This window comes from Nannocystis sp. RBIL2, assembly GCF_026626745.1.
Taxonomy (GTDB): Bacteria; Myxococcota_A; Polyangia; order Nannocystales; family Nannocystaceae; genus Nannocystis.
The window spans coordinates 1,084,757-1,110,022 of the sequence record NZ_JAPNJW010000001.1 but is presented as its reverse complement, the minus strand read 5'-3'; the positions used below and the strand labels follow the sequence as shown (position 1 = coordinate 1,110,022).

Sequence of the window (25,266 nt, the reverse complement as noted above, 5' to 3'; positions counted from 1 at the left end):
GGAGATTCGGAAGGCAGGGCTCGACTTGGTTGTCAGTCACGGCGTTGCGCGCGAAGATGGCGGCGATGGCATGGCATCCGGGCGCCCTCGTGATCGTGGCTCCACTGCTCCTGGGCGCTTGCGTGACGCGGGCGCCCGGCGAGACGACCGCGGGTGACGCGACCGAGACGACGGGCGGCACGACGAGCCCCGGATCGACCACGACCGGTTCACCGGACCCGACGTCGACGTCCGCGACCGCGACCGCGAGCGGGACGACGACGACGGGGGCCGAGGCGTGTGTCCTGGTCGTGGGGCCGTCGGGCGAGCCGCCCGAGGCCGATCCCGACGGTTGCTTCGCCGTCGCCGACGAGGCCGGGTGCAAGGCCATGGGCGACGCGTGTACGGCTCTCTTCGGCGTCCCGGCCGAGTGCGCCGATTCGCAGTGGTGCGTGCGCGACAGGGAGGCGTCGGTCTTCCTCGGCTGCCGGCCGTTCACGATCTGCAAGCTGTGGGGGAAGGTCGTGTGCGTCGCCGACGAGCTCGGGACGCACGCGTTCTACACCATGAGCTGCACACCGATGGGCTTCGGCCTGTGCGAGCCGGGGTTGGATTCTGATGGCTCGGAGCCGCCGCCCGCGTGTGACTGACATCGGACGCTCGCCGCCGGCCGCGGGGCTGCTAAGGTGCTGCCCATGCCGATGCGAGCGAAGTGGGTCCGAACGGTGCCAGAGCTCGACGGGAAGCTGCCCCTGACCCGGACCTCGCGCGGACCTCGTCTCACTCTCAAGGACGGGACTCTCACCGCGTGGGACCAGGACCTGCGGCCCCTCCGTCAATTATCCATCGGCTTGCCCTCCGCAGCGAAGCTGCTCGATGCGCGCGCCGATCTCAGCGCCCTCGTCGCTGCGGTCGACGGCGGGTTGTGCATCGTGGCGGACACCGTCCATCCGAGCGCCGTCGTCGTCGCGGTGGCGGCGGACTCCGCCACGTTCATCGCGCCGGACCGCCTCGTCGTCACCGCGCCGGGCGCCCACGCAGAGGGGCGCTCCTTCTCGGAGTTCCACCGGGTGCTGCTGATGGACCTGGAGGGGGTCGTGTTCGACGAGCAACGAGTCGAGGCCGACGCCGCGTGGGCGCACGCCCTCGTCCACCCCACCGATGCGGCGGTCCTCTGCGACTTCATCATGGGTCAAGACGGCAGCGTGCTCGCCGTGATCCGTGCCGATGGTGACGCGCTGACGGTCCGCGAGGTGTTTCCTGCCGAGGCGTTCGTGAACCGGGGATTCAGCCCAGACGGCACACGCGTGCTGCTGCCGCCTTATCCCAGCGACCCGAATTGCGCGGTGGTGGCGACGTGGCCGGAGCTCGACATCGCGGCGCGTCTCGAGGTGGCCGAGGACCTGCCGGAGGTGCAGATGGGGATCGATGTATGGGGCGGCTTCCTCGACGACGAGCATGTGCTGCTCCTGGCGACGGAGCAGGGGCCGATGGTGGCCACCGCCGATCTCCGCGAAGCTGAAGTGGTCCCATTGGTGGGTTTCGACGCGGTGAGTGACGGCGAGGGGTTCATCGAGATCGCCGCCCCGTTGGCCCCGGACCGGTTTGCCGCCGTCGTGTGGCGCGACGGGACCCGGCAGACGACTGTGTGGCGCCTGGAGCAGGTCTGACCTGCAAGTCGTCGCGTAGCGAATCGTCGATCAGGTCGCGCGCCGGCCTGTCGCGGCGACCGGGACTCGGCGAGCGATCGCCCGGGTGAACCGACAGGCGACCCGGCGGGCCGCGGCGTCGGGATCGTCGACGGTGGCCGGCGTGAGCGCGACCGCGGCGATGCAGAGGCCGACGAGCGCGGCCGCGAGCTCCCGTGGGTCTTCGTCGGCGACGATCTCGCCGGCACGGAGGCGCTCGGCGAACGCGGCTGTGAGGGCCGGCGTGAGGCGCAGCGCGCTGGTCTCACGCGCGCTGGCCACGATCTCGCGCGTCGCGTCGCTCGGATCGACCACCATCACCAGCGCGAACCGATTGTCGAGGAAGAACGCGATGATCCCCCGGGCCGCGAGCCGCAGGAACGCCTCGAGGGGGCTGACGACGCGGCTTCGAGCTGCCCGGCCAGCGCGTCGATCTCGAAATCGGCGAGCAGCGCCCGCAGGAGCCCGGCCTTGTCCTCGAAGTGGCGATAGACGCTGGCGACGCCGACCCCGGCCCGGGATGCGACGTCGTCCATGGTCGCCCCACCGAGCCCGCTGGCGTTGAAGGCCTCGCGCGCGCCGGCGAGGATGGTCCGCCGGAGGTCGAGCCCCGGCTCGCCGGCCGCGACGCCACGCTCCGCCTGGAGGGCGTCGAGCAGCGCCTGGCGGTCGGCGAACCGCCGGTAGAGCGACGCGCGCGAGAGCCCGGCCCGGACCGCGACGTCGGCGAGCCGGAGCGGGCCTGCGCGCAGGTCGAGCAGCTCCTGGGCCGCGTCGAGGATCCGCGCGCGGGCGGGGTCGTCCGGGGGCATGGGGAGAGGATACCAGGCCTTGAAACAAGTTGAAGTGTAATCTATCATTTTGTTTCAACGCCCATTCGAGCCAGGAGCGCGCCATGGAATTCTTCATCCCCGATCCAGAGCACCTCACCCTCGGCCTGCGGACCCTCGCTACCGTCGCCCGCGTCGACGGGCCGCTCCGCGACGGTGAGGCGGCGGTGCTGCGGGCGGCCGACGCCCTCCTCGGCGACGGCAGCGAGCGCGACCTCGACCTGCTCGAGCCGATCGCCCCGGCCGAGCTCGCCGCAGGGTTCACGCCGCCGCCGCTGCGCTTCCAGCTGGTCGCCGCGATGCTGGTGATGGCGATGGCCGACGGCGAGGTCGGACAGGCCGAGGCCGATCTGGTCGCCGCGTTCGCGGCGGCGCTCGGCGTCGAGAGCTCGGCCGTGCACAACCTCGATCGCCTGGCTCGCGGCCACTATCGCCGCGCCCGGCTCGACATCGTCCGCCGCCAGTGGGCGCCGAAGAAGATCGCCGAGATGGCGGCGGTCCAGGGCCGGGCGATCATCCCCAAGGCGATCCTGGGGATGCTGGGCCTTCACCAGGATCCGGTGCTCACGGCCCGTTACCTCGCGCTCGGCCGGCTACCGGCAGGCAGCCTCGGCCGCAGCTACTTCGAGTACATGGTCGCCAACGAGTTCGCGTTCCCGGGCGAGGCGTACGCGCCGCCCGAGGCGATGGTGTTCCACGACATGACCCACATCCTGTCCGGCTACGGCACGAGGCCGGATCAGGAGATCTTGGCAGCGGCGTTCAGCGCCGGCTACTCGTCCTACGAGGTGCACAACTGGTTCGCGTTTGTGCTGTCGCAATTCCAGCTCGGGCTGCAGACGGCGCCCAACATCCCGCCCGCGCGCCTGCAGATGGACCCGGCGCGGCTGCTCGTGGCCGTCCGCCGCGGGGCGGCGATGACCATCGACATCAATGACGGGTGGGACTACTGGGAGGTGATCGAGGAGCCTGTCGAGGCGCTCCGCGAGCGCTATCACATCCTCCCGGAGTCGGCGTTCATGCGGACGGCGACTCCGTGAGCCTCGCACGGCGAGTCGAGCGAGCCGTCAGTCGAAGCGCCCGCCGCGAATCAGCGCCGCTCTCTCGTGAGCGCGCGTGAATGTCGACAGTCGCGGCGCGCGGAAGCCCGCGCGCCGCGACTCGTTTCAGTTGTACTCGGTGCCGCCGCTGCGGAGCAGGTACTTCTCGGACACGCTCTTGAGCTGGACGCGGCCGAGCTCGGGGTGACGGCGCTCGAGCTGCGGGCGGATGACGATGCCCTCGCGGACGTGGAGGGCCTGGCCGGACACGGTCTCGCGGCCGTCGGTGTATTCGGCCATCACGGCGCGGCCGAACGGACCGCGGTAGAGCACGGGCACGCGCGGCAGCTCGAGCGCGTCGCAGGCGGCCTGCAGGTCGGCGTCCGACAGGAACCGGCCCTGGCCGTACCAGCCGGTGTAGATGTCGAACACGCGGAACCCGAGGTTGCGGTCCTGGTCGGTCTTGGAGCCGTAGGACAGGTCCTGCACGCCGGCGCCGAACACCTCGCCGAGCACGAACACCGGGCGACCGGCGGCCAGATCGTCGGCGAACACCTTCGCGGCGCGGGCCTCGAAATCGAGGTGACGCGCGACGCGGAGGTAGAGGTTGTGGGCGTTCTCGGTCGCCGACGGGGTGAAGGCCAGGCCCTTGGCGGCGAGGCCCTTGCTGCTGACGATCAGCGGGCCGTGCTCGCCTGCCGCGTCGTTCGGCACGAGGCCGAGCTGGCACCACGTGCCGTGGATCTTCTCGGTGAAGACGACGGGCTCGTCCTCGAGCAGGACGTCGGGGAAGGCCTTGACGTTCTCGATGTCGTACTTGACGCAGCGATCGGGGCCGGCGCCGTAGACGTGGCCGTTCATGTGCGACGGCACGACCGGCTCGTATTTGACGATGCCGAGCTCGGCGGTGACGTCCTGGCCTTCGGACCAGGTGGGCCGGGCGGGATAGACGATGCCCTGCGACAGGACCCCGCGCAGCTTGATCGCCTTGACCCGGTTCATGTCCTTGCCGGACAGGCGCCCCCGCAGGCCGAGCTCGTCGAGCAGCGGCTCGGGGACGATGGCCTGCTCCGGGATGTATGCGACGAGGTCTCCGCTGACGAATTGACCCTTGCGGACGATCGAGCGGTAATCGCCGACGCGGGCGATCTCGAGGGCGTCGGCGTTCTCGTGCGGCTCGATGGCCACACGCACGACGTGGACGGCGAAGCTGGACATGATGTACCTGCGCTTTCTTGGACGAGGTCCCTGGCAAATGCGCGGACACGGCGATACCCGACGTGCCCGCCGACGCGGCCGCCTCGCAGGACGGTCGCACCGGAGATTGTTACGAGCCGCAGCGGCCCGGAGACAAAATCAGCGTACTGTCGCCGATGCCGCCGGATACGCTCCTGGCACGCCCGCAGCGGCCGAAAAGGCCGGGGCGTACGAGGAGGCGCAAAACAGAGTGCGGGCGTCGAGCGACATAGAGACCCAGGGAGGACGAGAGTACGCGAGAGCCGGCGCGGATGTCAATACGCCATGATCGCGCGAGCCGTCGATTGCGGCCGCGAGCGCGAACTCGAACCCCGACGGCCTGCGGACGTCGGCGGCCAATGGCAGGACCCGAGAGGGCGGGATGTCCTTTGCGACAGGTCTTCCGACGCCGGCGCCGGGCTGGCGGTTCGCCGGACCGGAGGGACATGTCCTTCACGACATGCTCGCTCGGCGCGGTGGTATCATTGACGGCGAATCATAGCAGTTCGACGCAGCCGTCGGGTCCGGGGCGGCCGAGGCCGGGGGCGAGGGCGGCGGCCGTGACCACGGGGACCACCAGCAATGCGTCGAAGGCGGTGGCCAGCGACTTGTAGACGTCGTTGTAGCGGGCGGCGTCGGCGGGGTCGTAGGCGCCCTCGATCGCGCGGATGGCCGGCTTGCCGCCGAGGCTGCGCTGCAGGCTCGAGCCGCGCAGGAGGTCGGGGACGGCCAGCAGCGCCGGGCCGGCGAGGCCGGCGAACACGGCGTCGAAGCTGCCCGAAGGGGCGGGCGGGAGGTCGAGGGGACACAGGCGGCCGTCGGTCCGCTCGAGCACGGCGCGGCCGCGGACGAACAGGCCGCCGACGGCGACGTAGCCGCGGCCGTGCCACTGCCGCAGATACTCGCCGACCGAGGGCGCAGCGCCCGGGACGTCGGCGGCGGCCCGCCGGTTCTCGCCCCAGAAGAACAGCTTGTTGCGGGCGCCGCCGAGCTGCAGCGCGAGGTCGAGGTTGCGCGCGCGGTGGAACTCGGGGGCGTCGAAGGCCCAGCTCTCGGCCTGGTCGAGCAGCTGCACTGCGGCCTCGGCCTGCATGCGCGCGCGCGCGTAGGCGGAGGCGGAGCTGCGCTCGACGTAGGCCGGCCGCTGCTCGTCGAGGCGCTTGAGCAGGGCGGCCAGCCCGGGGCCGTCGCCGCCGCGGAGGATCGCGGTGGCCCGCGCGGCGTGCTCCGGATCGACGGCCTGGAGGTACGCGAGGTAGCCGCGGGCGACCGCGTCGAGCTCGCCCGGGTCGGTGCCGTGGACGTGCAACATGGTCTTCGGGCCAGCTGCGTTGTAGGCTCGCAGGGCGGCGAGGAAGTCGCGCAATTCGGCGGTGCGCAGGGCGGGCTCGTCGAGGTCGAGGAGGATGGCGTCGAGGGCGTCGAGGTCGGGCTCGCCGGCGGCGCTGACCCAGGCGTCGAGGGCGAAGCCGGCGTGGATGCTGACGTCGAGCGCGAGGCCGGTGACGCCGTGGTCGCGGACGAGGGCGAGGAAGAGGTCGCGGGCGAGGACGACGAACTCGTGCCCGCCGGCGAGGGGGCGTCCGACCCCGATGATGCGCGCCTCGGTGAAACGTGCGGCCAGGGGCGCGAGCGCGGCGGGGGCGATCGATTCGCCAGGCTTGAGCGCGCCGCGAGCGGCGAGGGCGTCGAGCTCGACGCGGGCCTCGCTGCGCAGATTTCGGTTGCCGGCGCAGGCCGAGGCGAGGAGGAGGAGGGCGAGGGAGATCCGGCGCACGCCCGGGCGAAGCTAACACGGCCCGGCGATCGCGGCCCGCATCTTGCGCGCTGCGCCGGCGCATCGCCGTCCTCGCGGCGAGGTTCCGCTTTGCTGCGATGTCACGTCCGGCGCGCGAGCCTCGGTCGGTCGGGTGACAGGTTCGCGAGAAACAGGGGGTCCCCGGCAGGACGAGGAGGATTCGCCGATCGCTACGACAGTCACGGGGAGATCCAGCAGTCCGCGGACGAGCGGACAGTGGAACGGCCGCGGTTGACGATCGGGCCCGTCCGTGTACCATCCCCCGCGATGCGACTCTTACGAATGGTTGTCCTGGTGAGCCTGGCCCTGGCGAGCATGGGCGAGGGTGAGGCGAAGGCGTGCTCCTGCCTGCGGCAGGACTTCGGCGGCGGCAAGCTCTACGTCGGTGCGGGCGGCGCGGTGCCGGCCGATGCGGAGGGCTTCGCCTGGACCGGCGGCGAGAAGCTGAGCAGCGCGAAGGGCCGCGTGACGCTGGTGCGCGTCGACGGCAAGAAGAAGGTGCCGGTCAAGTACACGATCGTCGAGAAGGGGCCGATCGAGGTCATCGTCCCGGCGGCGAAGTTCAAGCCCGGCCAGGTGTACGAGGTGACGGTGCGCGAGGGGCCGGAGGCGGCCGAGACCCGCAAGAACCTCGACCCGGCCGCGACCAACGTGCCGCCCCCGGAGACGACGACGACGGTGACGATCGCGGCCGGGCCGCTGGTGCTGCCGGAGGCGAAGCTGACCGCGTCTGCGCCGGCGCAAGAGAAGATCAAGGTGGCCCACCCCGCGAGCTGCAGCGCGGAGGTCGACGCGGCCACTGCGACCCTGAAGGTCGAGCTGCCCGCCGAGGCCGAGGCGCTGCGCGACTACCTGGTCTACGAGACCCGCGTCGACGGTGCCGTGTGGACCGCCAGCAGCGGCCTGTGCAACCAGGTCGATCCGGGCCGCACGTGGACCGGCGAGGCCGGCACCGACAAGCTGTTCGTCGCCTGCGACCAGCCCGAGGCGCTGAAGCCCGGGCGCCACAAGGTCGAGGTCGAGGTCGCCTCGCCGGACCGCGCCAAGGTGATCACGACGCCGGCGGTCGAGCTCGAGCTGGCCTGCGCCGCGCCGGCCCCCGCCGAGCCGCCCGCCCCGGCGCCCACGGGCGCGGAGCCGCAAGAGCCGCCGCCGGTCGCCAAGAAGGGCTGCAGCGTCGGCGCCGACCCCGGCTTCGCGTGGGTGCTCGGCGTCGGCCTGCTGTTCGCCCGCCGCCGCCGCCGCGCGGCCTGACCGAAGGGGCATGTGCTCGGGGACATGTCGGATACGACATGTCCCGGAGCACGGTCGCTGGACGGTGCGCCGAGGGTCGCTACCGGAGCGAGGACCGCTTCGGTCGCGTAACCCGTCCTCGGGTGACATGAGGCCGGTCGCACGCTGTGGGCCGAGCGAGCTGAGCGGTGACGTTCGCCGCGAACGCGACGGGCAGGTCGCGTGGGAGTCCGGTTGCCTCGCGTCTGCGCAATCATCGATTGGTGACGCGTGGCGTAACCTGTCCTCGCGGTCATGCTACGTGGGGCCGGTCGCCCGTCTTCGCGGCGAGCGAGCAGGTGCGCGCGTGCGGGTTCGCGCGCGGGACGGTCATGACAGCGGCCGTCGGAGCCGCTATGGTGGGGCGGCGTCATGATCGTGTCGTCGCTCCTCCTCGCCGTCGCGCTCGCTTCGCCGGGGGAGGTGCGCGCGGACGAGGGGACCGAGCCCGCGTCGCCGACGGCGGTGGACGGGACGGAGGCCACGGCCGCGCCGGCGACGACGCCGGCCGATCCGGCGGCGACCGGCGCCGTGGTGCCCGCCCCGACGATCGCGCCCGCGCGGCCGACCCGGGCGAAGACGGGGCGCGGGCTTTTGATCGCCGGCGGGGTGTTGACGGGGCTCGGGGTGGTCGGGCGAATCGGGCTCGAGGTGTTCTGGTCGACCGCGGCGCAGATCGTGCCCACCGATCCGTTCGCGCGCTGGAGCACCGCGAACCTGGTGTTCGTGACCAACTGGAACAACCTGATGTTCTTCGGGCCAGGTCTCGGGTTGCTGACCGCGGGGGCCTACCGCCGCGGCGGCCACGAGGCGGGCCTCGGCAAGGTCCGCGACGCCAAGCGCATGCGCCTGGTCGGGATCGGGCTGCTGTCCGGCGGCCTGGGCCTGTGGGCGCTGTCGCGGGCGCTGTTCCTGCCGATCGCCGATGCGTGTCCGAGCAACCGCTGCGCCTACACGACGCTCGAGACGACGTTTTGGATCGGGGCGGGGGCGATCTTCGCCGGCGCGGCGCACCTGGCTTATGGGACAGGTTATTCGCGGTCCGCGGCGAAGGTCCAGGTGGCGCCGAGCCTGGGGCCGGGCTACGCGGGCCTGGGGCTGGCCGGTCGGTTCTGACGGAGGATCGCAGGATGAACGCGCACCGCCTCACGCTCGCCGCCCTGCTGGTCCTCGCGCCGGCCTGCGCCGACGACGAGATCCCGGAGGACCTCGGCTCGCGGCCCGAGGACGAGGTGATGCTGGTCGACAGCCCGATCTTGCAGCACCTGGCGGCGGCGCTGGACGACGGGGCCACGCTGCGCACGAGCGACCTGTTCTACGCCGAGCGGCTGCGCTTCACCGCGGCGCCGGATCCGTCGGCGCTGCTGGCGGCGCAGGCGAGCGAGCACGCAGCGTTGCCGCCGCTGGCCGCGCCCGCGACGCTGAAGGTGCTGACGTACAACGTCGGGCTGCTCAATCGCTGGTATCCGTTCACGCACGTCGGCGTGCCGTACTACGTCGAGCGGCGGGCCGAGGCGCCGGCGCGGCTGCTCGGCGACGGCTGGGACGTGCTGTTCTTGCAAGAGGCGTGGGAGCTGGCCGACGTCGAGCGCTTCGCGGCCGAGGCGAAGCGGCAGGGCTATGCGATCTACGCCGGCAGCGAGGACAGGCACGCGCAGCACGGCCTGGTGATCCTGGTCCGCGAGGCGCTGATCGGCGATCCGAAGCAGGAGTTCGGCGAGGCGCAGTACGCGGCGCAGCGGGAGATCGAGCTGTTCCCGGGCCCCGGGATCAAGCGCGGGCTCATCCGCTGGAGCTTCACGCACGCGCCGACCGGGCGGCGGATCCACCTTTATGCGACTCACCTGACCGCATTCCCCGAATTGTGGCAGGAGCGCGACGTGCAGGCGCGGGTGCTCGGCGGACAGGCGAAGGGCCACGACGACGGCGACGTGGTGCTGGTCGGCGGCGACTTCAACGCCGGGCCGTATTACCCGGAGGATCGATTCGGCAGCACCGGCGAGGAGGTGCTGTCGGGCTGGTGGCACAACGCGATGATGTACCCGCTGATGCTGCACTACGGCGGGCTCTACGACAGCCGCAGCGCGCTGCAGCCGGCCGACGACGTGACGCGCATGCGACAGTTGCTGCTGCCGTTCGAGTTCGGGCCGTACATCGAGGAGCCGCTGGCCGGCCGCTGCGCGACGATCCCGGCCGACACGTTCACCGGCACCGATTGCAACTCGCTGTACTTCCAGCAGTACGGGGCGACCGAGTACCCGGCGCGGCTCGACTACGTCTTCATCCGCGACGTCGAGCGCCACGTCCGCGTGGTCGCCACTGCGCTCGAGTACACCGAGCCGCTCGACTTCGGCGCGGCCGGCAGCCACGAATTGTCCGACCATTACGGACAGTCGGCGACGCTGCAGATCGAGTGAAATAGCGCCGCGAAGCTGGTAGTTGTCTCGCGGCCGCATGCGACCCGCCGGCGTCATCCCGGAGCAGCGCCAGGCCCGGCGCTTCGCCGACTACCTGCTGACCCTGGGCATCGCCGCCCGGCTGCGGCCGGCGCCGGAGGGCTGGACGGTGTGGGTGGTCGAGGAGGAGGCGCTGCCGCGGGTGCGCGACGAGCTGGCGTCGTTTCGCCGCGAGCCGGGCGCCGCGCGCTTCGCAGTGGCCCGCGAGGCCGAGCGGATCCGCGCCGAGAGCCGGGTGGCGCCGCCGGGGCCGGATGCGACCGCGCAGGCGCAGCCGGCCGCGTGGGCGCCGTGGGCCTCGCCGACACCGCTGACGTGGGCGCTGCTGGCGTTCGTCGCGATCGCGGCGGTGATGACCCGGCTCGGCGATCCGGACTCGCCGCTGGTCGCCCGGCTGCTGCCCGACGCCGCCGGCCTGTCGGCGAGCGCGCCGTGGCAGTGGCTGACGCCGGTGATCGTCCACTCGGGGCCGCTGCACCTGCTGTTCGTGGCGGCGGTGTGGCCCGAGCTGGCGCGCCGCGTCGAGGCCCGCTCGGGCACCGCCGCGCTGGCGGCGATGGTGATCGGCTTCGGTCTTCTCGGCAATGTCGTTCAGACCATGTCCTTCGGGCCAGCTTGCATCGGCCTGTCGACGCCGGTGTTCGGGCTCGTCGGCGTCGTCGCGGCCGAGCGGCGCGCAGGGGCGGCGGGCGAGCTCGAGGTGGTGCTGGCGGCGGGCTGGCTCGGCGCCTGTCTCTTGGGACTGGTCGGTCCGGTCGGCGGCGCGGCCCACGTGGCGGCGCTGGCGGGCGGGCTGGTGGTCGGCGCGATCGCGGGGCGACTGCGGGCCCTGCGGGGCCGAGGCGCGCGACCCTCACGGTGAACCTCGCCCGGCGGGAGGGCGCGGGGCGCCGACGTGCAGCGGACGTGGCGAGAATTTCGCTGGCGAGGGGCCGGGCCAGGACCTATTGTGCGAGTCGATGGTCAAGGCGGCGGAGAGCAACCTCGACAGCCTGCGCGAGAAGATCGCCGGTCGGTACAGCGACGGCGCCGTGCTGGTCGGCAAGGCCCACGCATTGGCGGAGGCGGGCGACGCGGCCGCGGCCCAGCGCGGGGTGGTCGCGTCCGACATGCTGACCGAGCTGCGCCTCGACCCACCGGCGCTGGCGGCCGCGATGGTGGCCGACGCGGCCATCTCCGGCACGATCAAGCTCGAGGCGATCGGCGAGGCGCTGGGCGCCGACACGCAGGCGATCGTCGACGGCGTACGCCGGGTGGCGATGATGCGCTGGGACCGTCCGGCCGGCGACGACGGCGAGAGCCTGCGCAAGATGTTCATGGCGATCGCCGCCGACGTGCGCGTGGTGATCGTGGCGCTGGCGCTGCGCCTCCGCGACATGCGAGCGCTGCGGAGCCTGACCGACGAGGCCGAGCGGCGGCGGATCGCCCGCGAGACGCTCGAGATCTACGCGCCGCTGGCCAACCGCCTCGGCATCTTCCACCTCAAGTGGGAGCTCGAGGACCTGTGCCTGCGCGAGCTCGAGCCGGACATCTATCGCCAGATCGGCGCGGCCCTGGCGGCCAAGCGAGACGAGCGCGACGGGATGATCCGCGACGCGATCCTGACGCTGCAGTCGCGCGTCGAGGAGGCCGGCATCCACGGCAAGATCAGCGGCCGGCCCAAGCACATCTACAGCATCTACAAGAAGATGCAGCGCAAGCGGGTGTCGTTCGCCGAGATCTACGACGTCAGCGCGGTGCGGGTGCTGGTCGACTCGGTGCCCGACTGCTACGCGGTGCTGGGCATCGTCCACGGCCTGTGGACGCCGATCGCCGGCGAGTTCGACGACTACATCGCCCGCCCGAAGCCGAACGGCTACCAGTCGCTGCACACCGCGATCGTCGGCCCCGGCGGGCGCTCGCTCGAGGTCCAGATCCGCACCGCGGAGATGCATCAATTCGGCGAGTACGGCGTGGCCGCCCACTGGGCCTACAAGGAGAGCCGCAAGGCCGGGCGCCTGGCCGACGCGAAGTTCAACTGGCTGCGGCAGCTGATCGACTGGCAGAAGGAGGTCACCGATCCGCACGACATGGTCGAGTCGCTGAAGACCGACATCTTCCAGGACCAGGTCTACGTGTTCACGCCGGGCGGCGACGTCATCGACCTGCCGGTCGGGGCGACCGCGGTCGACTTCGCCTACCGCGTCCACACCGACGTCGGCCACCGCTGCCGCGGGGCGCTGGTGAACGGCCAGATCGTGCCGCTCGACCACAAGCTGCAGACCGGCGACCGCGTCGAGATCCTGACCCAAAAGACACCCCAGCCGAGCCGCGATTGGCTGAGCCCCCAGCTCGGCTATGTGATCACCTCGAGCGCGCGTCACAAGATCCGGCAGTGGTTCCGCCAGCAGGGCCGCGAGGCGGCGATCGTGCAGGGCCGCGAGTCGCTCGAGCGCGAGCTGAAGCGCGTCGGCATCGAGCGCCCGCGCCACGACGAGTACGTCAAGCTGTTCGCCAATCACAACACGCCGGAGGAGCTGTTCTCGGCGATCGGGTTCGGCGACATCGCCACCCAGGCGGTGGCGGCCAAGATCCTCGACGCCGAGCGCGCGCAGCAGGAGGCGGCCAAGCTGGCGGCCGAGGCGGCGCGCCTGGCCGCGGCGGCGACGTCCTCGCATTCGGCGGCTGTCCCCGAGGCCAGCCCCAAGCGACCGACGAGCAAGCCGGCGGCGGCCGGCGGGGTCAGCGTCGAGGGCCAGGCCGGGGTGCTGAGCCACCCGGCTCGCTGCTGCACGCCGGTGCCGGGCGACGCGGTGATCGGCTATATCACCCGCGGCCGCGGCATCGCCATCCACCGCCGTGATTGCCCCAACATCCTCAGCAGCCCCGAGCCCGAGCGCCTGATCGAGATCGCGTGGGGCAACGAGAACCGCCGCCGCTATCCGGTGACGATCCTGATCCAGGGCAGCGACCGGATCGGCCTCCTGCGCGACATCGTGGAGGTGTTCGCCGACCTGGGGATCAACGTCAGCGGCACGACGGTGACGACGAACAAGAAGGAGCAGTCGGCGTCGATCTCGGCGACCCTCGAGGTGTCGAGCAACGAGCAATTGGTGCGCGTGCTGGCGAAGATCGAGCGGGTCCCGGGGGTCGAACGGGCGCGCCGGCAGGCGGGCTGAGCCGAGTTCGCCGGGGTGCCCCCAGTGGGGCGAGGAGATCCCCGGCGTTTCCGTCGATTGGTGGCACGATGGGCGGCGTGGCCGTGGCCGAAAGGCCAGGCCGCCGGTTGCATGACTGGCTCGCTCCTACGTCGATTCGCCGTTCGTTCGTCGCTGCCGCGGCGAGCCGACGGCCGTCGCGGGTATTGTCGATCGATTCACACCCCGCCCCGGAGGGCGCTTGCGAAGCGGCCGATCCGGCGTGTATCACACAAGCGAAGGCGAGGTACCCGGATGGCGAAGAAGACGGCGGGGGCGAAGAAGACGGCGGCGAAGAAGCAAAAAGCGGCCGCGAGCAAGAAGCAGACGACCCAGGCGACGACCGGCACGGCGTCGAAGGCCGCCAAGGGGACCTCGGCGAAGCCGGCGACCGCGAGCGCGGCGAAGGGCGGCAAGGCTGCCCCCGGGAAGACCGCGAGCAAGGCGACGAAGAAGCCGGCCGCGGGCAAGGCGAAGAAGGCGAGCAAGAAGCCGGCCGCGAGCGAGGCGGCGAAGCCGGCCGTGGGCAAGGCGAAGAAGGCGGCGAAGAAGGCGACCAGCGCCGCACCGCCGGCCGCGAAGAAGTCGGCGAAGAAGGCCGCGAAGACGGCGAGCAAGGCGAAGGGTGCCAAGCCCGAGGCGGTGACCGAGACGGCCGCGGCGCCGTGGATCGCCGGCTCCAAGGGCGCGGGGAAGAAGCGCGGCAAGCTGGCCCCGCCGCGCGCGACCGAGGCGAGCAAGGGCGCGGCCCAGGTGATCGACGCCGGCGCGTACGCGCCGAAGGGCAAGAAGGCCGCCAAGGGCAAGAAGGCGGCCAAGGCCGGCGTGGGGGCCGAGTACGGCACGAAGTCGACCCCGGCGGCCGAGTACGCGGCCAAGGGCAAGAAGGCCGCGAAGAAGGCGCCGGCGAAGGCGAACCTGCTGGCCGAGTACGCGAAGGCGGTCGAGTCGGCGACGGGCAAGAAGGCCGCGAAGAAGGGCGCGAAGGCCGAGGCTGCCGAGGCGCCGAAGAAGGGGCTGTCGGCCAAGAAGCGGGCCCACCACCGGGCGCTGCAGAAGTCGGCCGCGGCCAAGGCCGGCAAGGGCGCCCCGGCGGCCCTGGCGAATGCGGTGCAGACGGTCGCCAGCGTGACGAAGGCCGCGGTCGAGGCCGCGACCTCCACGGTCAAGGCGGTGCTGGCGAAGGCCACGACCCGCGGCGGTCGCAAGGCGGCCAAGAAGGCGGCGGCGGCGGCGACCCCAGCGAAGGGCGCGAGCAAGCCGACGAAGGCGGGGCCGGCGAAGAAGGCGGCGAAGAAGGCCGCCAAGGTCGCGGGGCCGAAGGCGGCCGCGGGCAAGACCGAGGTCGCGGCGCCGCGCAAGGGCACCACGAAGGCCAAGAAGAGCGCGGCCAAGGGCGCGAAGGGGTCGAAGGGCAAGAAGTCGGGCAAGAGCTCCGACGACTCCAGTAGAAGCCCGGGCGGTTCGACGAAGAGCGGCCCGGTCGAGCGAGGCAGCGCGCCGGCGAAGGGCGCGAAGCAGGCGAAGGCGAAGCAGGCCGGCGGCAAGCCGTCGGCCGGCGGCGGTGATCCGGCCAAGCTGATCGCCACGATCGAGGCGGCCGCGCTCGCGGCCGGGGTCGAGCTGCCCAAGGGCGCCAGCCCGGCTGCGATCGCCCAGCTCGAGCAGACGCTCGGCCAGACGCTGCCCGACGAGGTCAAGGCCTGGTACCTCGCGCACGACGGCGGCGGCAGCCAGTTCGTGGTCGAGAGCCGCGAGCTGCTGTCCCTGGCGCGGATCGCCGACGAGTGGAAGATCTGGAAGGACCTGCTCGACAAGGGCGTGTTCGGCGACAACGCCCACAGCGACCCGGGCCCCGGCGTGCAGCAGAAGTGGTGGATCCCCGAGTGGGTGCCCGTCACCTACGACGGCTCCGGCAACCACGACGTGGTCGACCTGGCGCCCGCGAAGGGCGGCAGGGTCGGGCAGATCCTGTCGTTCTGGCACGACGAGGAGAGCCGCCGCGTGGTCGGCCGCGACTTCCTGTCGTGGCTCGCAAAGCAGCAGTGGGGCAGCGACTGAGCCGCTGGCTCGTGGGTGCCTGACCGAGAGCGCATGTCCTTCGGGGCATGCGCTCTCGAGCATGTCGTGAGGGGCATGCCCGCTCGGGCATGTCCGCTCGGGCATGTCGGTGCGTCAGCGCGAGCGGCGGGGGCGGGGGAGGGCGAGCAGCAGGAGCAGCCAGGCGCTCGTCGGCGCGGCGCTGCGGCAGCCGCAGCCGCCTTCGTCGCCGGACGCGTCGGCGTCGCCCGTGCTCGAGGCGGTGTCGCCGTCGGTGGAGGCGGTGGACGCTCCGGTGGTGCCGGTGTCGCCGGTGGTCTCCGTGCCGCTCGCCGACGGGTCGCCCTCGCTGCCCGTGTCGTCGCCCGTGTCGCTGCCGCTGGAGGTCGGCTCGTCGCCGGTGTCGCCGGTGGTCGGGCTCTCCGGCCCGGCGCAGGCGGGGTGCGGATCGTCGGCGCCGCACTGGTGCTCGTCGAGCAGCCAGACCTCGGGACCTGTCCCCTGGACCAGGATCGGTCGACCTGCCAGCGGCGTGCCTTCCGGCAGGCCGGTGATGGTGTCGGCCGGCATCACCGCGGCGGCGGCCGGATCGAAGCGCCAGGCGCCGACGATCTCGGGGGCGACGAGGCGGCGAAAGCCCTGATCGAGCAGCCACAGCGGGGCGGTGGTGCCCTCGGCGACGGCGAGCTGCGGCGGACCGTCGACGGTGGTGCCGATCGGGGTGCCGGCGATGTCGAGGTCGGCGACCTTCATCAGGTCGAAGTAGGTCGAGAAGTGCCACAGATCGAGGATCGAGGGTCCGGCGATGTGGCGCTTGACGCCGGCGACGACCGGCAGCGGCGGGCAGGCATAGGTGGCGGGCGAGCCCGACAGCTCGAGGTTGGGATCGCCGTTGGTGTCGATGCCGTAGGCGTGGACGATGTGCGGCTGACCGTCGAGACGGCTGAGCGGGAAGGCGCCGTGAAAGCCGTGCTGACACTGCTCGCCGCGACAGCCGACGGCGAGGACCTGGTTGGCGGTGACAGGGACGCCGACGGCGGTCGGGGAGCCGGCGGGGCCGTCGAAGTAGAGGTGGACGTCGATCGTGGTGGCGGGGGCGTCCGGATCCTGGGCCCAGCCGGCCACGCCGGCGCAGTCGGCAGTGACGGCGCCGACGGGCCCGGCGGCGTGGACGGCCGGCGCGAGGCCGACGAGGCCGAGGAGGACGAGGACCGAGCGGGTCATCGCGCTCACAGCAGGACGCCGTCGATCGTGGCGTTGCCGTCGTCGCCGAACACCGCGCCGTCGAAGCCGAAGCTGCCCTCGACGCCGTAGGCCCGGAGCAGCGTGACGTGCAGGTTGGTCAGCGGCGGCTGGGCGTCGACCGGGTAGGCGAGCTTGCGGTTGCCGGTGGCGAGCACGCCGGCGCCGCCGAACAGCATCGGGCAGTTGTGGCCGTGGTCGTGGCCGTTGCCCTCGCCCATGCTGGCGATCCCCAGGACGATGGTCTCGTCGAGCAGGCTGGCGCCGGTGGTGCCCGGGGTGTCGCGCAGCAGCCCGAGCATGGCGCCGAACTGCTGGCACTGCCAGGTCTCGACCTTCTCGAGCCGATCCTTGGCGGCCTGATCGCCGAAGTGCGACAGGGCGTGGTGACCTCCGGGGGCCGCGAGGAAGTCGTGCGAGCGGCAGCTCAGGCCGAACTCGATCATGAAGCTCATGATCCGCGTCTGGTCGCAGAGGAAGGCGAGGCGGATCAATTGGTGGAAGGCGTCGACGCGGCCGGCGTAGTCGAGCCCCGGCACCGGCGGCTGCGGATCGGCGGAGCACTCGGCGCCGCTGCTGGCGAGGCTGAGCTCGAGGTCGCGGAGGGCGTCGAAGTAGGCCTCGAGGGTGGTGCGGTCGACGCTGCCGAGCTGCTGCTGGAGGACGCGCGCGTCGTCGCGGACGAAGTCGATGACCGACTGCTTGGTCTGGCGCCGCAGGTCGGCCGGGGGCCCGGTGAGACCGTCGACGCCGGCGCCGAACAGGCGCTCGAAGGCGGCGCTCGGATCGATGGTGGCGACCAGCGGGGAGCCGGGGCCGGTCCACGAGATGCTCTGGGTGAAGGCGCACGAGGAGCCGCCGACGTCGCACGGGCCGGGCTCGCCGGCGCTCCACTGCAGCGACTTGAAGCGGGTGTCGGGCGCGAGCTGCTGCGCGAGCAGCTGGTCGAGCGAGACCCCGTTCTGACCGTTGCCGCTGAGGTCGACGATGTGCCGGCCGGTCATGATGGTGCCGGTGCCCATGGCGTGCGCGGCCCCGGGGCTGGCGATGGCGGCGTTGTTCGACAGGTTCTCGAACGCGAGGGCGCGGTCGGCGAACGGCTGCAGCGCCGACGACTGGGCCGGGAACACCAGCTGGTTGTCGACGAGCTGCGGCACCCACCACTCGGGCCGGCGACCGTTGGGGAAGTAATAGACGAGCAGGCGCGGCTTGGGCCCGGCGGCGCTGGCAGTGGCGGGGCGGAAGTACTCGAGCACGGGCAGGACGAGGCTCGCGGAGCCGACCCCGAGCAGCCAGCGACGGCGCGAGAATCGATGAGACACGGACATCACTTTTCTCCGAGAGCGGCCGGCGAGCGGAAGGCCGGGGTGTGGACGATGGCGTCGATCAGCTCGCCGAGGTTGTACTCCTCGGCCGTGGCGGTGACGGCGATCTCCTCGAGGAAGTCGGCGTCGTAGAGGGCGCCCGGCCGGCCGGCGGCGTAGGTGAACAGCTTGCGGGTGAGGCAGCCGACGAACACTTCGTTGTCGGCGTAGAGCGCGGCGAGCTCGGCGGCACCTTCGAAGGTGCGACCGTCGGGGAGCTCGCCGAGGTTGTCGAGGTTCGGATCGAAGACCGGCTGGGCGACGCCGTCGTACTCCTCGAGGCCGATGCCGAGGACGTCGAGGAGGGCGTGACAGCCGGCGCAGGTCGGATCGGAGCGGTGCTTCTCGAGGGCCTCGCGCACGGAGCCGGCGCCGCCGAGGTCGGGCGGCTCGAACACGAGGCCGGGCGGCGGCGGAGCGACGGGCGAGCAGAGGAGCTTCTCCGACAACCAGCGGCCGCGGCGGATCGGCGAGGAGTGCTCGGCGTCGGAGGTGGCGGTGAGCCAGGCGCCGAGCGTCAGCAGGCCGCGTCGCTCGTCGTCGCCGACGGGGATGCGCACGAGCTCGCTCGAGCCGACCGGCGGCAGGCCGTAGTGGGTGGCCAGGCGATCGTTGCGGTAGGCGAAGTCGGGATCGAGGAGCGCGGCGACCGGCAGGCCGTTGCTGAAGAAGTCGCCGAAGAACCGCTTGGACTCGGCGGTCATGGCGGCGCGCACGTCGTCGTCGAAGCCGGGGAACTTGTCGGGGCTGGGGCTGAAGCTCTGCAGGTGCCGCGTCGACAGCCACTGCTCGGCGAAGCCGTCGAGCAAGGCGCTGGCCTTGGGATCGTCGAGCATGAAGGCGACCGCCTCGGACAGGCCCTCGTCGGTGGCCAGCCGGCCCTCTGCGGCCATGTCGAACAGCCGCTGGTCGGGCATCGAGCTCCACAGGAAGTAGGACAGGCGGCTGGCGAGCACGTAGTCGTCGAGCCAACCATCGCTGTCGGCGTCGGCGGTGGTGCGGGCGCGGTAGAAGAACCGCGGCGACAGCATGACCGCGCGCATGACCAACCGCAGCGCCTCGTCGGCGGTCTCGCCCTGCTCGCGCAGGCGCGTGAAAAGGTCGACGAGGCCGACCTCGTCGGCGGCGGCGAGCGGGCGCCGCCAGGCGCGGAAGGCGAAGTTCTTGACGATGTGCGCGTAGCAGTCGAGGTCGCCCTCGCCCTGCGGCGCGCACACGTAGACGCGGTCGTGACCTGGCCCCGGGGCCAGCTCGAGCGAGCGCACGCCGAGGGCGGCGACGAAGATGTTATTAAAAGTGTTCTCGGCGGGGAGGTTGACCCAGTTGGTCGGAATGACCTCGATGGTGTGCACGCCGGGAGTGAGGTGGATCGGCTGGACGTGCTCGGCGGGGATCGCCGAGCTGCCCTGGACCGCGAACACCGGCAGCGAGACGCCGTTGACGCGCAGCCGGGCCTCTGCGGCCGGGGCCGGACCGCCGACGCCGGCGCCGGCGCGCAGGACGATCTGGGCCTCGGTGGCCGCGGGCACGCTGACCTGGACGCTGAGGACGTTGCCGCTGAGCGCCCACAGCTCGCCGATCGAGTAGCCGGGGGCGGGGACGGTCAGCGCGTCGCCGGTGAAGTCGGCGGCGAAGGCCGGGCGATCGGCGAGCGCGTCGGCGATGACGTCGCGCGCGGCAGTGTCGTAGGCGTCGAGCAGGGTGGCCGACATGTGCAGCTGGCTGGCCATGTTGTCGAAGCCGTTGGCCTCCGGATCGGGCCCGAAGGCGTCGGCGGGCCGCAGCTTGGTGCCCAGCAGGTCGCGCACGGTGTTGTTGTATTCGAGGCGGTTGAGCCGGTGCAGCGGTTGGACCGGCTGCTCGGGGCCGTCGTCGCCGGCGGTGGTGTCGTCGGTTCCGCTGGTGCTGTCGGCGGCGGTCGACGCGGTGCCGGTGCTGTCGCCGGTGGTGGCCGTGGAGGCCTGCGCGGGGCCGTCGTCGCGGTAACAGCCGATCGTCAGCAGGGCGCCGGACAGGACGCCGGCGAGGAGGATGGGTGGTGAAGGGCTCGCCGACGAACGATCGCGCGCGGGCCAGGACAGCAGAGCGAGTGGTGCAGGCATGGACGGCGCCGATGCGTAAGGATCGACCAGACGCGACCATAGCCAGGCTCTGCACGGGTGAGAAGAGCGAACCGCGGTTCACCCGAAGGACGGCGCGTCGGCGAGACGGTCCGCGGGTGCGGGCGGCGACCCGATCGATCTGCGGCGTGGCAGGAGGACGCGGAAGGGCGAGGTCGCACGGGGAGCGCTCGGCTGTCGTCCCCGACAGACGCGGGTGGCGCGGGACTGCCGCGTTACCGCGGTCTGCGCGGGCGCGGCTGTGGGCCCGCTGGGGGGTGCACGGGATGAGCTGGCCCGACGAACATGCGCGGCGGTGCCGGGCTGCGAGCCGGGAGCGCGGCAGCGGGTCGGTGCGTTCGCGTTCGCCGGTCATTGGCATGAGCTGGCCCGAAGGACATGCGCGGCGGCGCCGGGCCGGCCGCGGGAGCGCGACCGCGGGCGCGGACTCGTTCGCAGGCCGTCTGCGTGAGCTGGCCTGAAAGACATGCGAGGCGGCGCGGGGGAGCGGCGAGCCGATGGCGACCGGGCGCGGGTCCGCGAGAGTCACATGTCCCAGAGGACATGTGTGGATCACGCGGCCGACTTGCCGAGGCGGATCTCGACGTCCACGGGCGGCTCGGGGCGGGGGCGGCGGGCGGCCAGGCGGGCGCGGGCGCGGGCGACCAGCGGCGGGCCGACGACCGAGGCGGCGGTGGCGGTGGTGGCCGAGGCGGCGGCGATCCCGAGGCCGACAGGTCCGAGCGGGCGGCAGCCGAACAGGTGGCTGAGGCCGGGGGTCTCGACGATCGCGAGCATGACCGCGAGCGAGCCCAGGCCGGTGATGACGACCTCGCGACTCAGTTTGCCGGCGACGAGGGTCTGGCCGAGCTGGGTGCCGACGAGGGCGAGCAGGCCCACCGTGGAGGCGCCCCGGCGGCCGCCGGGCAGGAGGTGGGCGGCCATCCACGCCGCTCCGGCGCCGCCGGCGGTGGTGATGGCGCGCAGGGTGATGTCGCGGTCGAGGGCCTCGCCGAGGGCGACTTCTGGCCCTTCGGACAGGAGGTGGCGCAGGCTCTCGGGCGCGGGCGGACGCAAGGCGATCGCCATGGTCGGGGCGACGTCGGTGAGGAGGTTGACGAGGAGGAGCTGGCGGGCGTTGAGCGCGCTGCCGGCGAACAGGCCGGACAGCAGCGAGAAGCCGATCTCTCCGAGGTTGCCGCCGGTGAGGATGGCGACCGCGTCGCGCACCGCCGACCACATGGCCCGGCCCTCGGCGATGGCGTCGACGATGGTGTCGATGCGCTCGTCGACGACCAGCAGATCGGCGGCGTCGCGGGCGGCCAGCGTGGCGCGGGCGCCGAGAGCGATGCCGACGTCGGCCAGGCGGATCGCGGCGGCGTCGTTGGCCCCGTCGCCGGTCATGCCGACCACCCGCCCGGCCCGCTGCAGCGCCTTGACGATCCGCACCTTGTGCGCCGGGGTGGCGCGGGCGATCACGCCGATGTCGGGCAGGGCGGCGTCGAGTGCTTCATCGGACATGTCCTCGAGTTCAGGTCCGGTGAGGACGTCGCGCCCGCCGAGGAGGCCGAGCTGGTCGGCGATCCGGCGGGCGGTCCGCGGGTGATCGCCGGTGATCATGATGAGGTCGACGCGGGCCTCCTGCAGGCGGGTGATCGCCGCGGCCGCGGAGGCGCGCGGGGGATCGCTGAGGAGGATGAAGCCGCTGAAGCGCAGGCGATCGATGCGGGCGTCGTCGAGGTCGCGCTCCTCGCTGGCGGGCCGCTCGGCGATCGCCAGGACCCGCAGGCCCTCGCCCGCGAGCTCCTCGGCGCGCGTGAGCACGGCGTCGCGCTCGGCCCCGTCGAGGTCGCAGCGGCGCAGGACGACCTCGGGCGCGCCCTTGACGGTGAGGCGCAGGCCGGCGTCGGTGGTGCCGAGGACGGCGTGATAACCACGACCTGGCTCGAAGGGCATCTCGTGCAGGCGCTGCCAGCCGGGCACGTCGAGCTCGGGGACGACGCCGACGCCGGTGGCGCCGTCGACGATGGCGCGGTCGGTCGGGTGCGGCAGATGGCCGTTGGTGGGCGGCGAAGAGCGCAAGGCGGCGGCCAGCAAGGCGCGGGCCCAGTCGGGCGGCTCACCGTCGCCGAGGGCGGCGCTGCGCTCGGCGTCGGCGAGGCCGTGGAGGTGGATCTGGCCCTCGGTGAGGGTGCCGGTCTTGTCGGCGCAGAGGACGTCGAGCCGACCCAATGCCTCGACGGTCCGCGGGTTGCGGACGAGGGCGCCGCGCTGCGACAGCCGCCGCGAGGCCGCGAGCTGGGCGACCGTGGCGAGCAGCGGCAGGCCCTCGGGCACCGCGGCGATCGTCATGCTGATGCCGAGGTCGATGAGGCTGTGGATGTCCTGGTGGCGGAACAGGCCGGCGCCGACGAGCAAGGCGCCGCTGAGGCCGGCGATCGGCAAAGTGCTCTCGGTCAGCTTGCGCAGGCGGGCCTCGACGCCGGTCTCGGGGCTGAGCTCGCGCAGGGCGAACAGGCCGCGCCGCGCCTCGGTGTCGGGGCCGGTGGCGACGACGACGGCGCGCGCGACCCCGGCCGCGATCGCGGTGCCCTCGTACAGCATGCTGCTGCGATCGGCGATCGCGGCGGCGTAGGAGGGTGCGGGATCCTTGGCGATCGGCAGCGACTCGCCGGTGAGGCTCGACTCGTCGACCTCGAGGTCGTCGGCGGCGAGGAGGCGGCAGTCGGCCGGGACGACCTCGCCGGCGTGCAGCTCGACGAGGTCGCCCTCGACCAACTCGTCGGCGGCGATCGGGCGCTCGCGGCCGCCGCGGCGGGTGCGGACGGCCGGGCGCTCGCGGTCGGCGAGGGCGGCGATGGCCCCCTCGGCCTGGTAGCGCTCGGCGCCGCCGATGACCGCGTTGAAGCCGAACACCGCGGCGATCAGGCCGGCATCGAGGAACGAGCCGGTGACGGCCGAGAGCGCGGCGCCGGTGACGAGCACGGGGGTGAGCGGGTTGACGATCTCGTGGGCCACGGCGCGGGCGAGTCGGACCGGTCGCGAGGCCAGCCGCGGCGGCTCGTGCCGGCGCTCGGCGGCCAGCGAGTCGGGCAGGCCGGCCTCCTCGCTGGCGCCCAGGCGCGCGAGCACGAGGTCGGGGGCGAGCCGGTGCCAGGGGGTCGGATCGACCGCGGGCGGGGGCGGCCGCCTGGCCAAAAGGACAGCTCGCCGGAGGCCGTTGGCGAGGGCGACCACGCTGGCGGCGTAGGTGGCGAGCATGACCTGCTGCGGGCGGGTCTTCTTGAGCCCGCCGAGCGCGAGCGCGGCCCCCAGCGCGGCGCCGACACCGGCGAGGACGACGCTCTGCTCGGCGACCTGGCGGGCGACGACGCAGGCGTCGACGACGAAGGTGGCGTCGGCGAGGTCGTCGCGCAGGAGGATGTCGGCGGTCCACGGCGGGTGGGCGGGATCGAGGGCGAGGCCGAGGCCGACGTCGGCGGCGCCGAGGGCGACGCGATCGCGGGCCGACAGCACTGCGACGACGCGACCGTGGCGCTGCAGGCCGTCGACGGCGTCGGCCAGGTGCGCAGAGGCGATCCGTTCGTGCGCGGTGAGGACGCGCGCCAGCGCCGGGTCGTCGCAGGCGAGCACGAAGTGCAGGCGCGAGTGACGGATCGCGGCCAGCAGGGCGTCGGCGCCGCGGCGCAGCGCGGGCCGCAGATGGACCACCGCGACCGGCTCGCCGCGGTGCGCGAGCAGCAGGGAGTCGCCGGTCCAGCCGTCGACTGCGGCGCGCAGGGGGCCGCGCCAGTCGAGCGGGGCGAGCGCGGCGGGCGGGCCGATCGACCAGTCCTCATGGACATGTACCGAAGACCAGTCGTCCTCGCTGAACAACATGCCGGCGTGGTGGACGACCGGCTCGCGGGCGACGCCGGGCGCGGGAACGACCGCGGCCATGGTGCGGGCGTCGGTGAGGAGGGCGCCGGCGTCGACGACGAGGGTGTCGACGCGGTCGAGCAGGCGCACCGCGGCGTTGCGCAGGACCAGGCAGCGGCGCCGGCCGAGGGCGACGCCGAGCTCGGCGGCGAAGATCGTGCGGCCGTAGAAGGCGGCTTTCGGCAGGCCGCCGAACAGCGGAGTGAGGGCGGACTCGAGGTTGTGGGTGTCGGCGATGCCGACGACGAAGCCGCCGAGCGAGGCGAACAGGGCGTCGTCGGCGTAGCGCTCGATGATGCTGTCGGGCAGCGGCACCGGCCGCTCGCGCGCGGGCAGGGGAGCGAGCCGCGCGGGCGCGCCCCGGTCGCCGCACAGTTCGTGCTCGCGCTCGGTCCAGGCGGCGCAGCGCGATCGCTCGGCCCGCAGCTTGACGGTCTGCACGACCATGTCGACGAGCAGGCCGATCGGGCCGGCGCCGACGGCCTGGACGACCGCGTTGGTGATGCCGACGCCGACCTCGGTGGCGGCCGGGCCGAGCCGGTCGACCAGGAGCTTGCGCAGCCGCGGGGTGTTGTCGACGACGGTCATCAGCGCGGCGAGGTCGAAGCCGGCCCGGCTCGGGGCGAAGTCGACGAGCCGCAGGGCGCTGCCGAGGACCACGCCGAAGGCGTCGGCCCCGAGGTCGACGGCCTTGCGCAGGAGTGGCTCACGATCGCCGGGGTAGTCGGGGATGGTCTCGGCGAACGGGAGGTCGTGCAGGCCGAGCCGCAGCTCGATGGCGTCGACGATCCGCGCGAGGGTGTCGGGGGTCCACACGCCGGGGTCGTAGTCGACGATCGCGCGGCCGACGAGGCCGTTGATCCGCACGCCCCCGACGCCGCCGAGGCCCTCGAAGGTGGCCTCGACGGCGTCGGCGAACCGCTGGAAGTCGGCCTCGTCGAGCGCGCGCAGCTCGATGTGCGCCCGCACGCCGTCGGTCCAGGTCCGCCGGTGGCGATGACCGAACAGGTTGACCGCGGTGCGCAGCCACGAGGGCGGGCGCAGCGGCGGGATCGAGGCGAGGCGATCGAACAGGCCCACGCGCGAAAGATGGGCCGGGTGCGCGAAGACGCCGGAGAAAATGGCCGC

Annotated in this window: 17 protein-coding genes; 9 read left to right on the top strand and 8 right to left on the bottom strand. The window is 72.8% G+C overall.

The genetic code is table 11. From position 1 onward, the window contains the following. Positions 1-65 precede the first annotated feature (65 nt). Positions 66-629: a hypothetical protein gene (locus OV090_RS04450; protein WP_267702216.1), complete on the top strand. Its 564-nt coding sequence runs from the start codon at positions 66-68 to the stop codon at positions 627-629. A gap of 45 nt (positions 630-674) precedes the next feature. Further along, positions 675-1,649 carry a hypothetical protein gene (locus OV090_RS04445; RefSeq protein WP_267702215.1) on the top strand — a complete coding sequence of 325 codons (975 nt, stop codon included), beginning with the start codon at positions 675-677 and terminating at the stop codon, positions 1,647-1,649. A 30-nt stretch (positions 1,650-1,679) separates the two neighbouring features. Here the strand turns inward: OV090_RS04445 and OV090_RS04440 are convergent, their stop codons facing one another. Both OV090_RS04440 and OV090_RS04435 read right to left on the bottom strand, forming a co-directional pair. Further along, entirely contained in the window at positions 1,680-1,985 is a 306-nt protein-coding gene (locus OV090_RS04440; protein WP_267702214.1) for a hypothetical protein, read from the bottom strand. Next, positions 1,985-2,479: a helix-turn-helix domain-containing protein gene (locus OV090_RS04435; RefSeq protein WP_267702213.1), complete on the bottom strand. Its 495-nt coding sequence runs from the start codon at positions 2,477-2,479 to the stop codon at positions 1,985-1,987. The genes OV090_RS04440 and OV090_RS04435 overlap by 1 nt, the downstream gene beginning before the upstream one ends. Before the next feature lie 83 nt (positions 2,480-2,562). Between OV090_RS04435 and OV090_RS04430 the strand changes: the two genes are divergently transcribed. After that, positions 2,563-3,537 (top strand): TerB family tellurite resistance protein, encoded by a 975-nt coding sequence (locus tag OV090_RS04430; protein ID WP_267702212.1) that lies wholly within the window; start codon positions 2,563-2,565, stop codon positions 3,535-3,537. A gap of 126 nt (positions 3,538-3,663) precedes the next feature. On the opposite strand, the gene OV090_RS04425 is transcribed toward OV090_RS04430, so the two are convergent. After that, on the bottom strand, positions 3,664-4,755 hold the full coding sequence (locus OV090_RS04425) for an RNA ligase (ATP) (RefSeq protein ID WP_267702211.1): 1,092 nt from the start codon (positions 4,753-4,755) through the stop codon (positions 3,664-3,666). 514 nt (positions 4,756-5,269) lie between these two features. Then, positions 5,270-6,550, bottom strand: coding sequence for an erythromycin esterase family protein (locus OV090_RS04420; protein ID WP_267702210.1), 1,281 nt, complete (start codon positions 6,548-6,550; stop codon positions 5,270-5,272). Positions 6,551-6,838: 288 nt separating this feature from the next. Here OV090_RS04420 and OV090_RS04415 point away from each other — a divergent pair, with 288 nt between their 5' ends. The 6 genes from OV090_RS04415 (at position 6,839) to OV090_RS04390 (ending at position 15,536) form a co-directional block, all read left to right on the top strand. Further along, on the top strand, positions 6,839-7,825 hold the full coding sequence (locus OV090_RS04415; RefSeq protein ID WP_267702209.1) for a hypothetical protein: 987 nt from the start codon (positions 6,839-6,841) through the stop codon (positions 7,823-7,825). A gap of 390 nt (positions 7,826-8,215) precedes the next feature. Beyond that, positions 8,216-8,959 carry a hypothetical protein gene (locus OV090_RS04410; protein WP_267702208.1) on the top strand — a complete coding sequence of 248 codons (744 nt, stop codon included), beginning with the start codon at positions 8,216-8,218 and terminating at the stop codon, positions 8,957-8,959. A gap of 14 nt (positions 8,960-8,973) precedes the next feature. Further along, positions 8,974-10,260, top strand: a complete 1,287-nt coding sequence (locus tag OV090_RS04405) for an endonuclease/exonuclease/phosphatase family protein (RefSeq protein WP_267702207.1) — start codon at positions 8,974-8,976, stop codon at positions 10,258-10,260. Between the two features lie 37 nt (positions 10,261-10,297). Beyond that, on the top strand, positions 10,298-11,161 hold the full coding sequence (locus OV090_RS04400) for a rhomboid family intramembrane serine protease (protein ID WP_267702206.1): 864 nt from the start codon (positions 10,298-10,300) through the stop codon (positions 11,159-11,161). Positions 11,162-11,258: 97 nt separating this feature from the next. Beyond that, a complete protein-coding gene (locus OV090_RS04395; protein ID WP_267702205.1) occupies positions 11,259-13,457 on the top strand; it encodes a bifunctional (p)ppGpp synthetase/guanosine-3',5'-bis(diphosphate) 3'-pyrophosphohydrolase in 2,199 nt (732 codons plus the stop codon). 273 nt (positions 13,458-13,730) lie between these two features. Then, the gene (locus OV090_RS04390) at positions 13,731-15,536 is read left to right on the top strand and encodes an SMI1/KNR4 family protein (RefSeq protein ID WP_267702204.1); all 1,806 of its coding nucleotides are present in this window, start codon (positions 13,731-13,733) and stop codon (positions 15,534-15,536) included. 114 nt (positions 15,537-15,650) lie between these two features. Here OV090_RS04390 and OV090_RS04385 read toward each other — a convergent pair whose 3' ends face one another. From OV090_RS04385 to OV090_RS04370, 4 genes are all read right to left on the bottom strand, one after another. Beyond that, positions 15,651-16,739: a hypothetical protein gene (locus OV090_RS04385; protein WP_267702203.1), complete on the bottom strand. Its 1,089-nt coding sequence runs from the start codon at positions 16,737-16,739 to the stop codon at positions 15,651-15,653. A gap of 5 nt (positions 16,740-16,744) precedes the next feature. Continuing rightward, complete coding sequence (locus tag OV090_RS04380; RefSeq protein WP_267702202.1) at positions 16,745-18,085, bottom strand: DUF1552 domain-containing protein; 1,341 nt, start codon at positions 18,083-18,085, stop codon at positions 16,745-16,747. Next, a complete protein-coding gene (locus OV090_RS04375; protein ID WP_267702201.1) occupies positions 18,085-20,223 on the bottom strand; it encodes a DUF1592 domain-containing protein in 2,139 nt (712 codons plus the stop codon). The genes OV090_RS04380 and OV090_RS04375 overlap by 1 nt, the downstream gene beginning before the upstream one ends. Before the next feature lie 570 nt (positions 20,224-20,793). Further along, on the bottom strand, positions 20,794-25,218 hold the full coding sequence (locus OV090_RS04370) for a cation-translocating P-type ATPase (protein WP_267702200.1): 4,425 nt from the start codon (positions 25,216-25,218) through the stop codon (positions 20,794-20,796). Positions 25,219-25,266 lie beyond the last annotated feature (48 nt).

Coding starts and splice junctions, on each gene's coding strand:
- OV090_RS04450 (WP_267702216.1), top strand. CDS start 66: ATGGCATGGCATCCGGGCGCCCTCGTGATCGTGGCTCCACTGCTCCTG.
- OV090_RS04445 (WP_267702215.1), top strand. CDS start 675: ATGCCGATGCGAGCGAAGTGGGTCCGAACGGTGCCAGAGCTCGACGGG.
- OV090_RS04440 (WP_267702214.1), bottom strand. CDS start 1,985: ATGGTGGTCGATCCGAGCGACGCGACGCGCGAGATCGTGGCCAGCGCG.
- OV090_RS04435 (WP_267702213.1), bottom strand. CDS start 2,479: ATGCCCCCGGACGACCCCGCCCGCGCGCGGATCCTCGACGCGGCCCAG.
- OV090_RS04430 (WP_267702212.1), top strand. CDS start 2,563: ATGGAATTCTTCATCCCCGATCCAGAGCACCTCACCCTCGGCCTGCGG.
- OV090_RS04425 (WP_267702211.1), bottom strand. CDS start 4,755: ATGTCCAGCTTCGCCGTCCACGTCGTGCGTGTGGCCATCGAGCCGCAC.
- OV090_RS04415 (WP_267702209.1), top strand. CDS start 6,839: ATGCGACTCTTACGAATGGTTGTCCTGGTGAGCCTGGCCCTGGCGAGC.
- OV090_RS04410 (WP_267702208.1), top strand. CDS start 8,216: ATGATCGTGTCGTCGCTCCTCCTCGCCGTCGCGCTCGCTTCGCCGGGG.
- OV090_RS04405 (WP_267702207.1), top strand. CDS start 8,974: ATGAACGCGCACCGCCTCACGCTCGCCGCCCTGCTGGTCCTCGCGCCG.
- OV090_RS04400 (WP_267702206.1), top strand. CDS start 10,298: ATGCGACCCGCCGGCGTCATCCCGGAGCAGCGCCAGGCCCGGCGCTTC.
- OV090_RS04395 (WP_267702205.1), top strand. CDS start 11,259: ATGGTCAAGGCGGCGGAGAGCAACCTCGACAGCCTGCGCGAGAAGATC.
- OV090_RS04390 (WP_267702204.1), top strand. CDS start 13,731: ATGGCGAAGAAGACGGCGGGGGCGAAGAAGACGGCGGCGAAGAAGCAA.
- OV090_RS04385 (WP_267702203.1), bottom strand. CDS start 16,739: ATGACCCGCTCGGTCCTCGTCCTCCTCGGCCTCGTCGGCCTCGCGCCG.
- OV090_RS04380 (WP_267702202.1), bottom strand. CDS start 18,085: ATGTCCGTGTCTCATCGATTCTCGCGCCGTCGCTGGCTGCTCGGGGTC.
- OV090_RS04375 (WP_267702201.1), bottom strand. CDS start 20,223: ATGCCTGCACCACTCGCTCTGCTGTCCTGGCCCGCGCGCGATCGTTCG.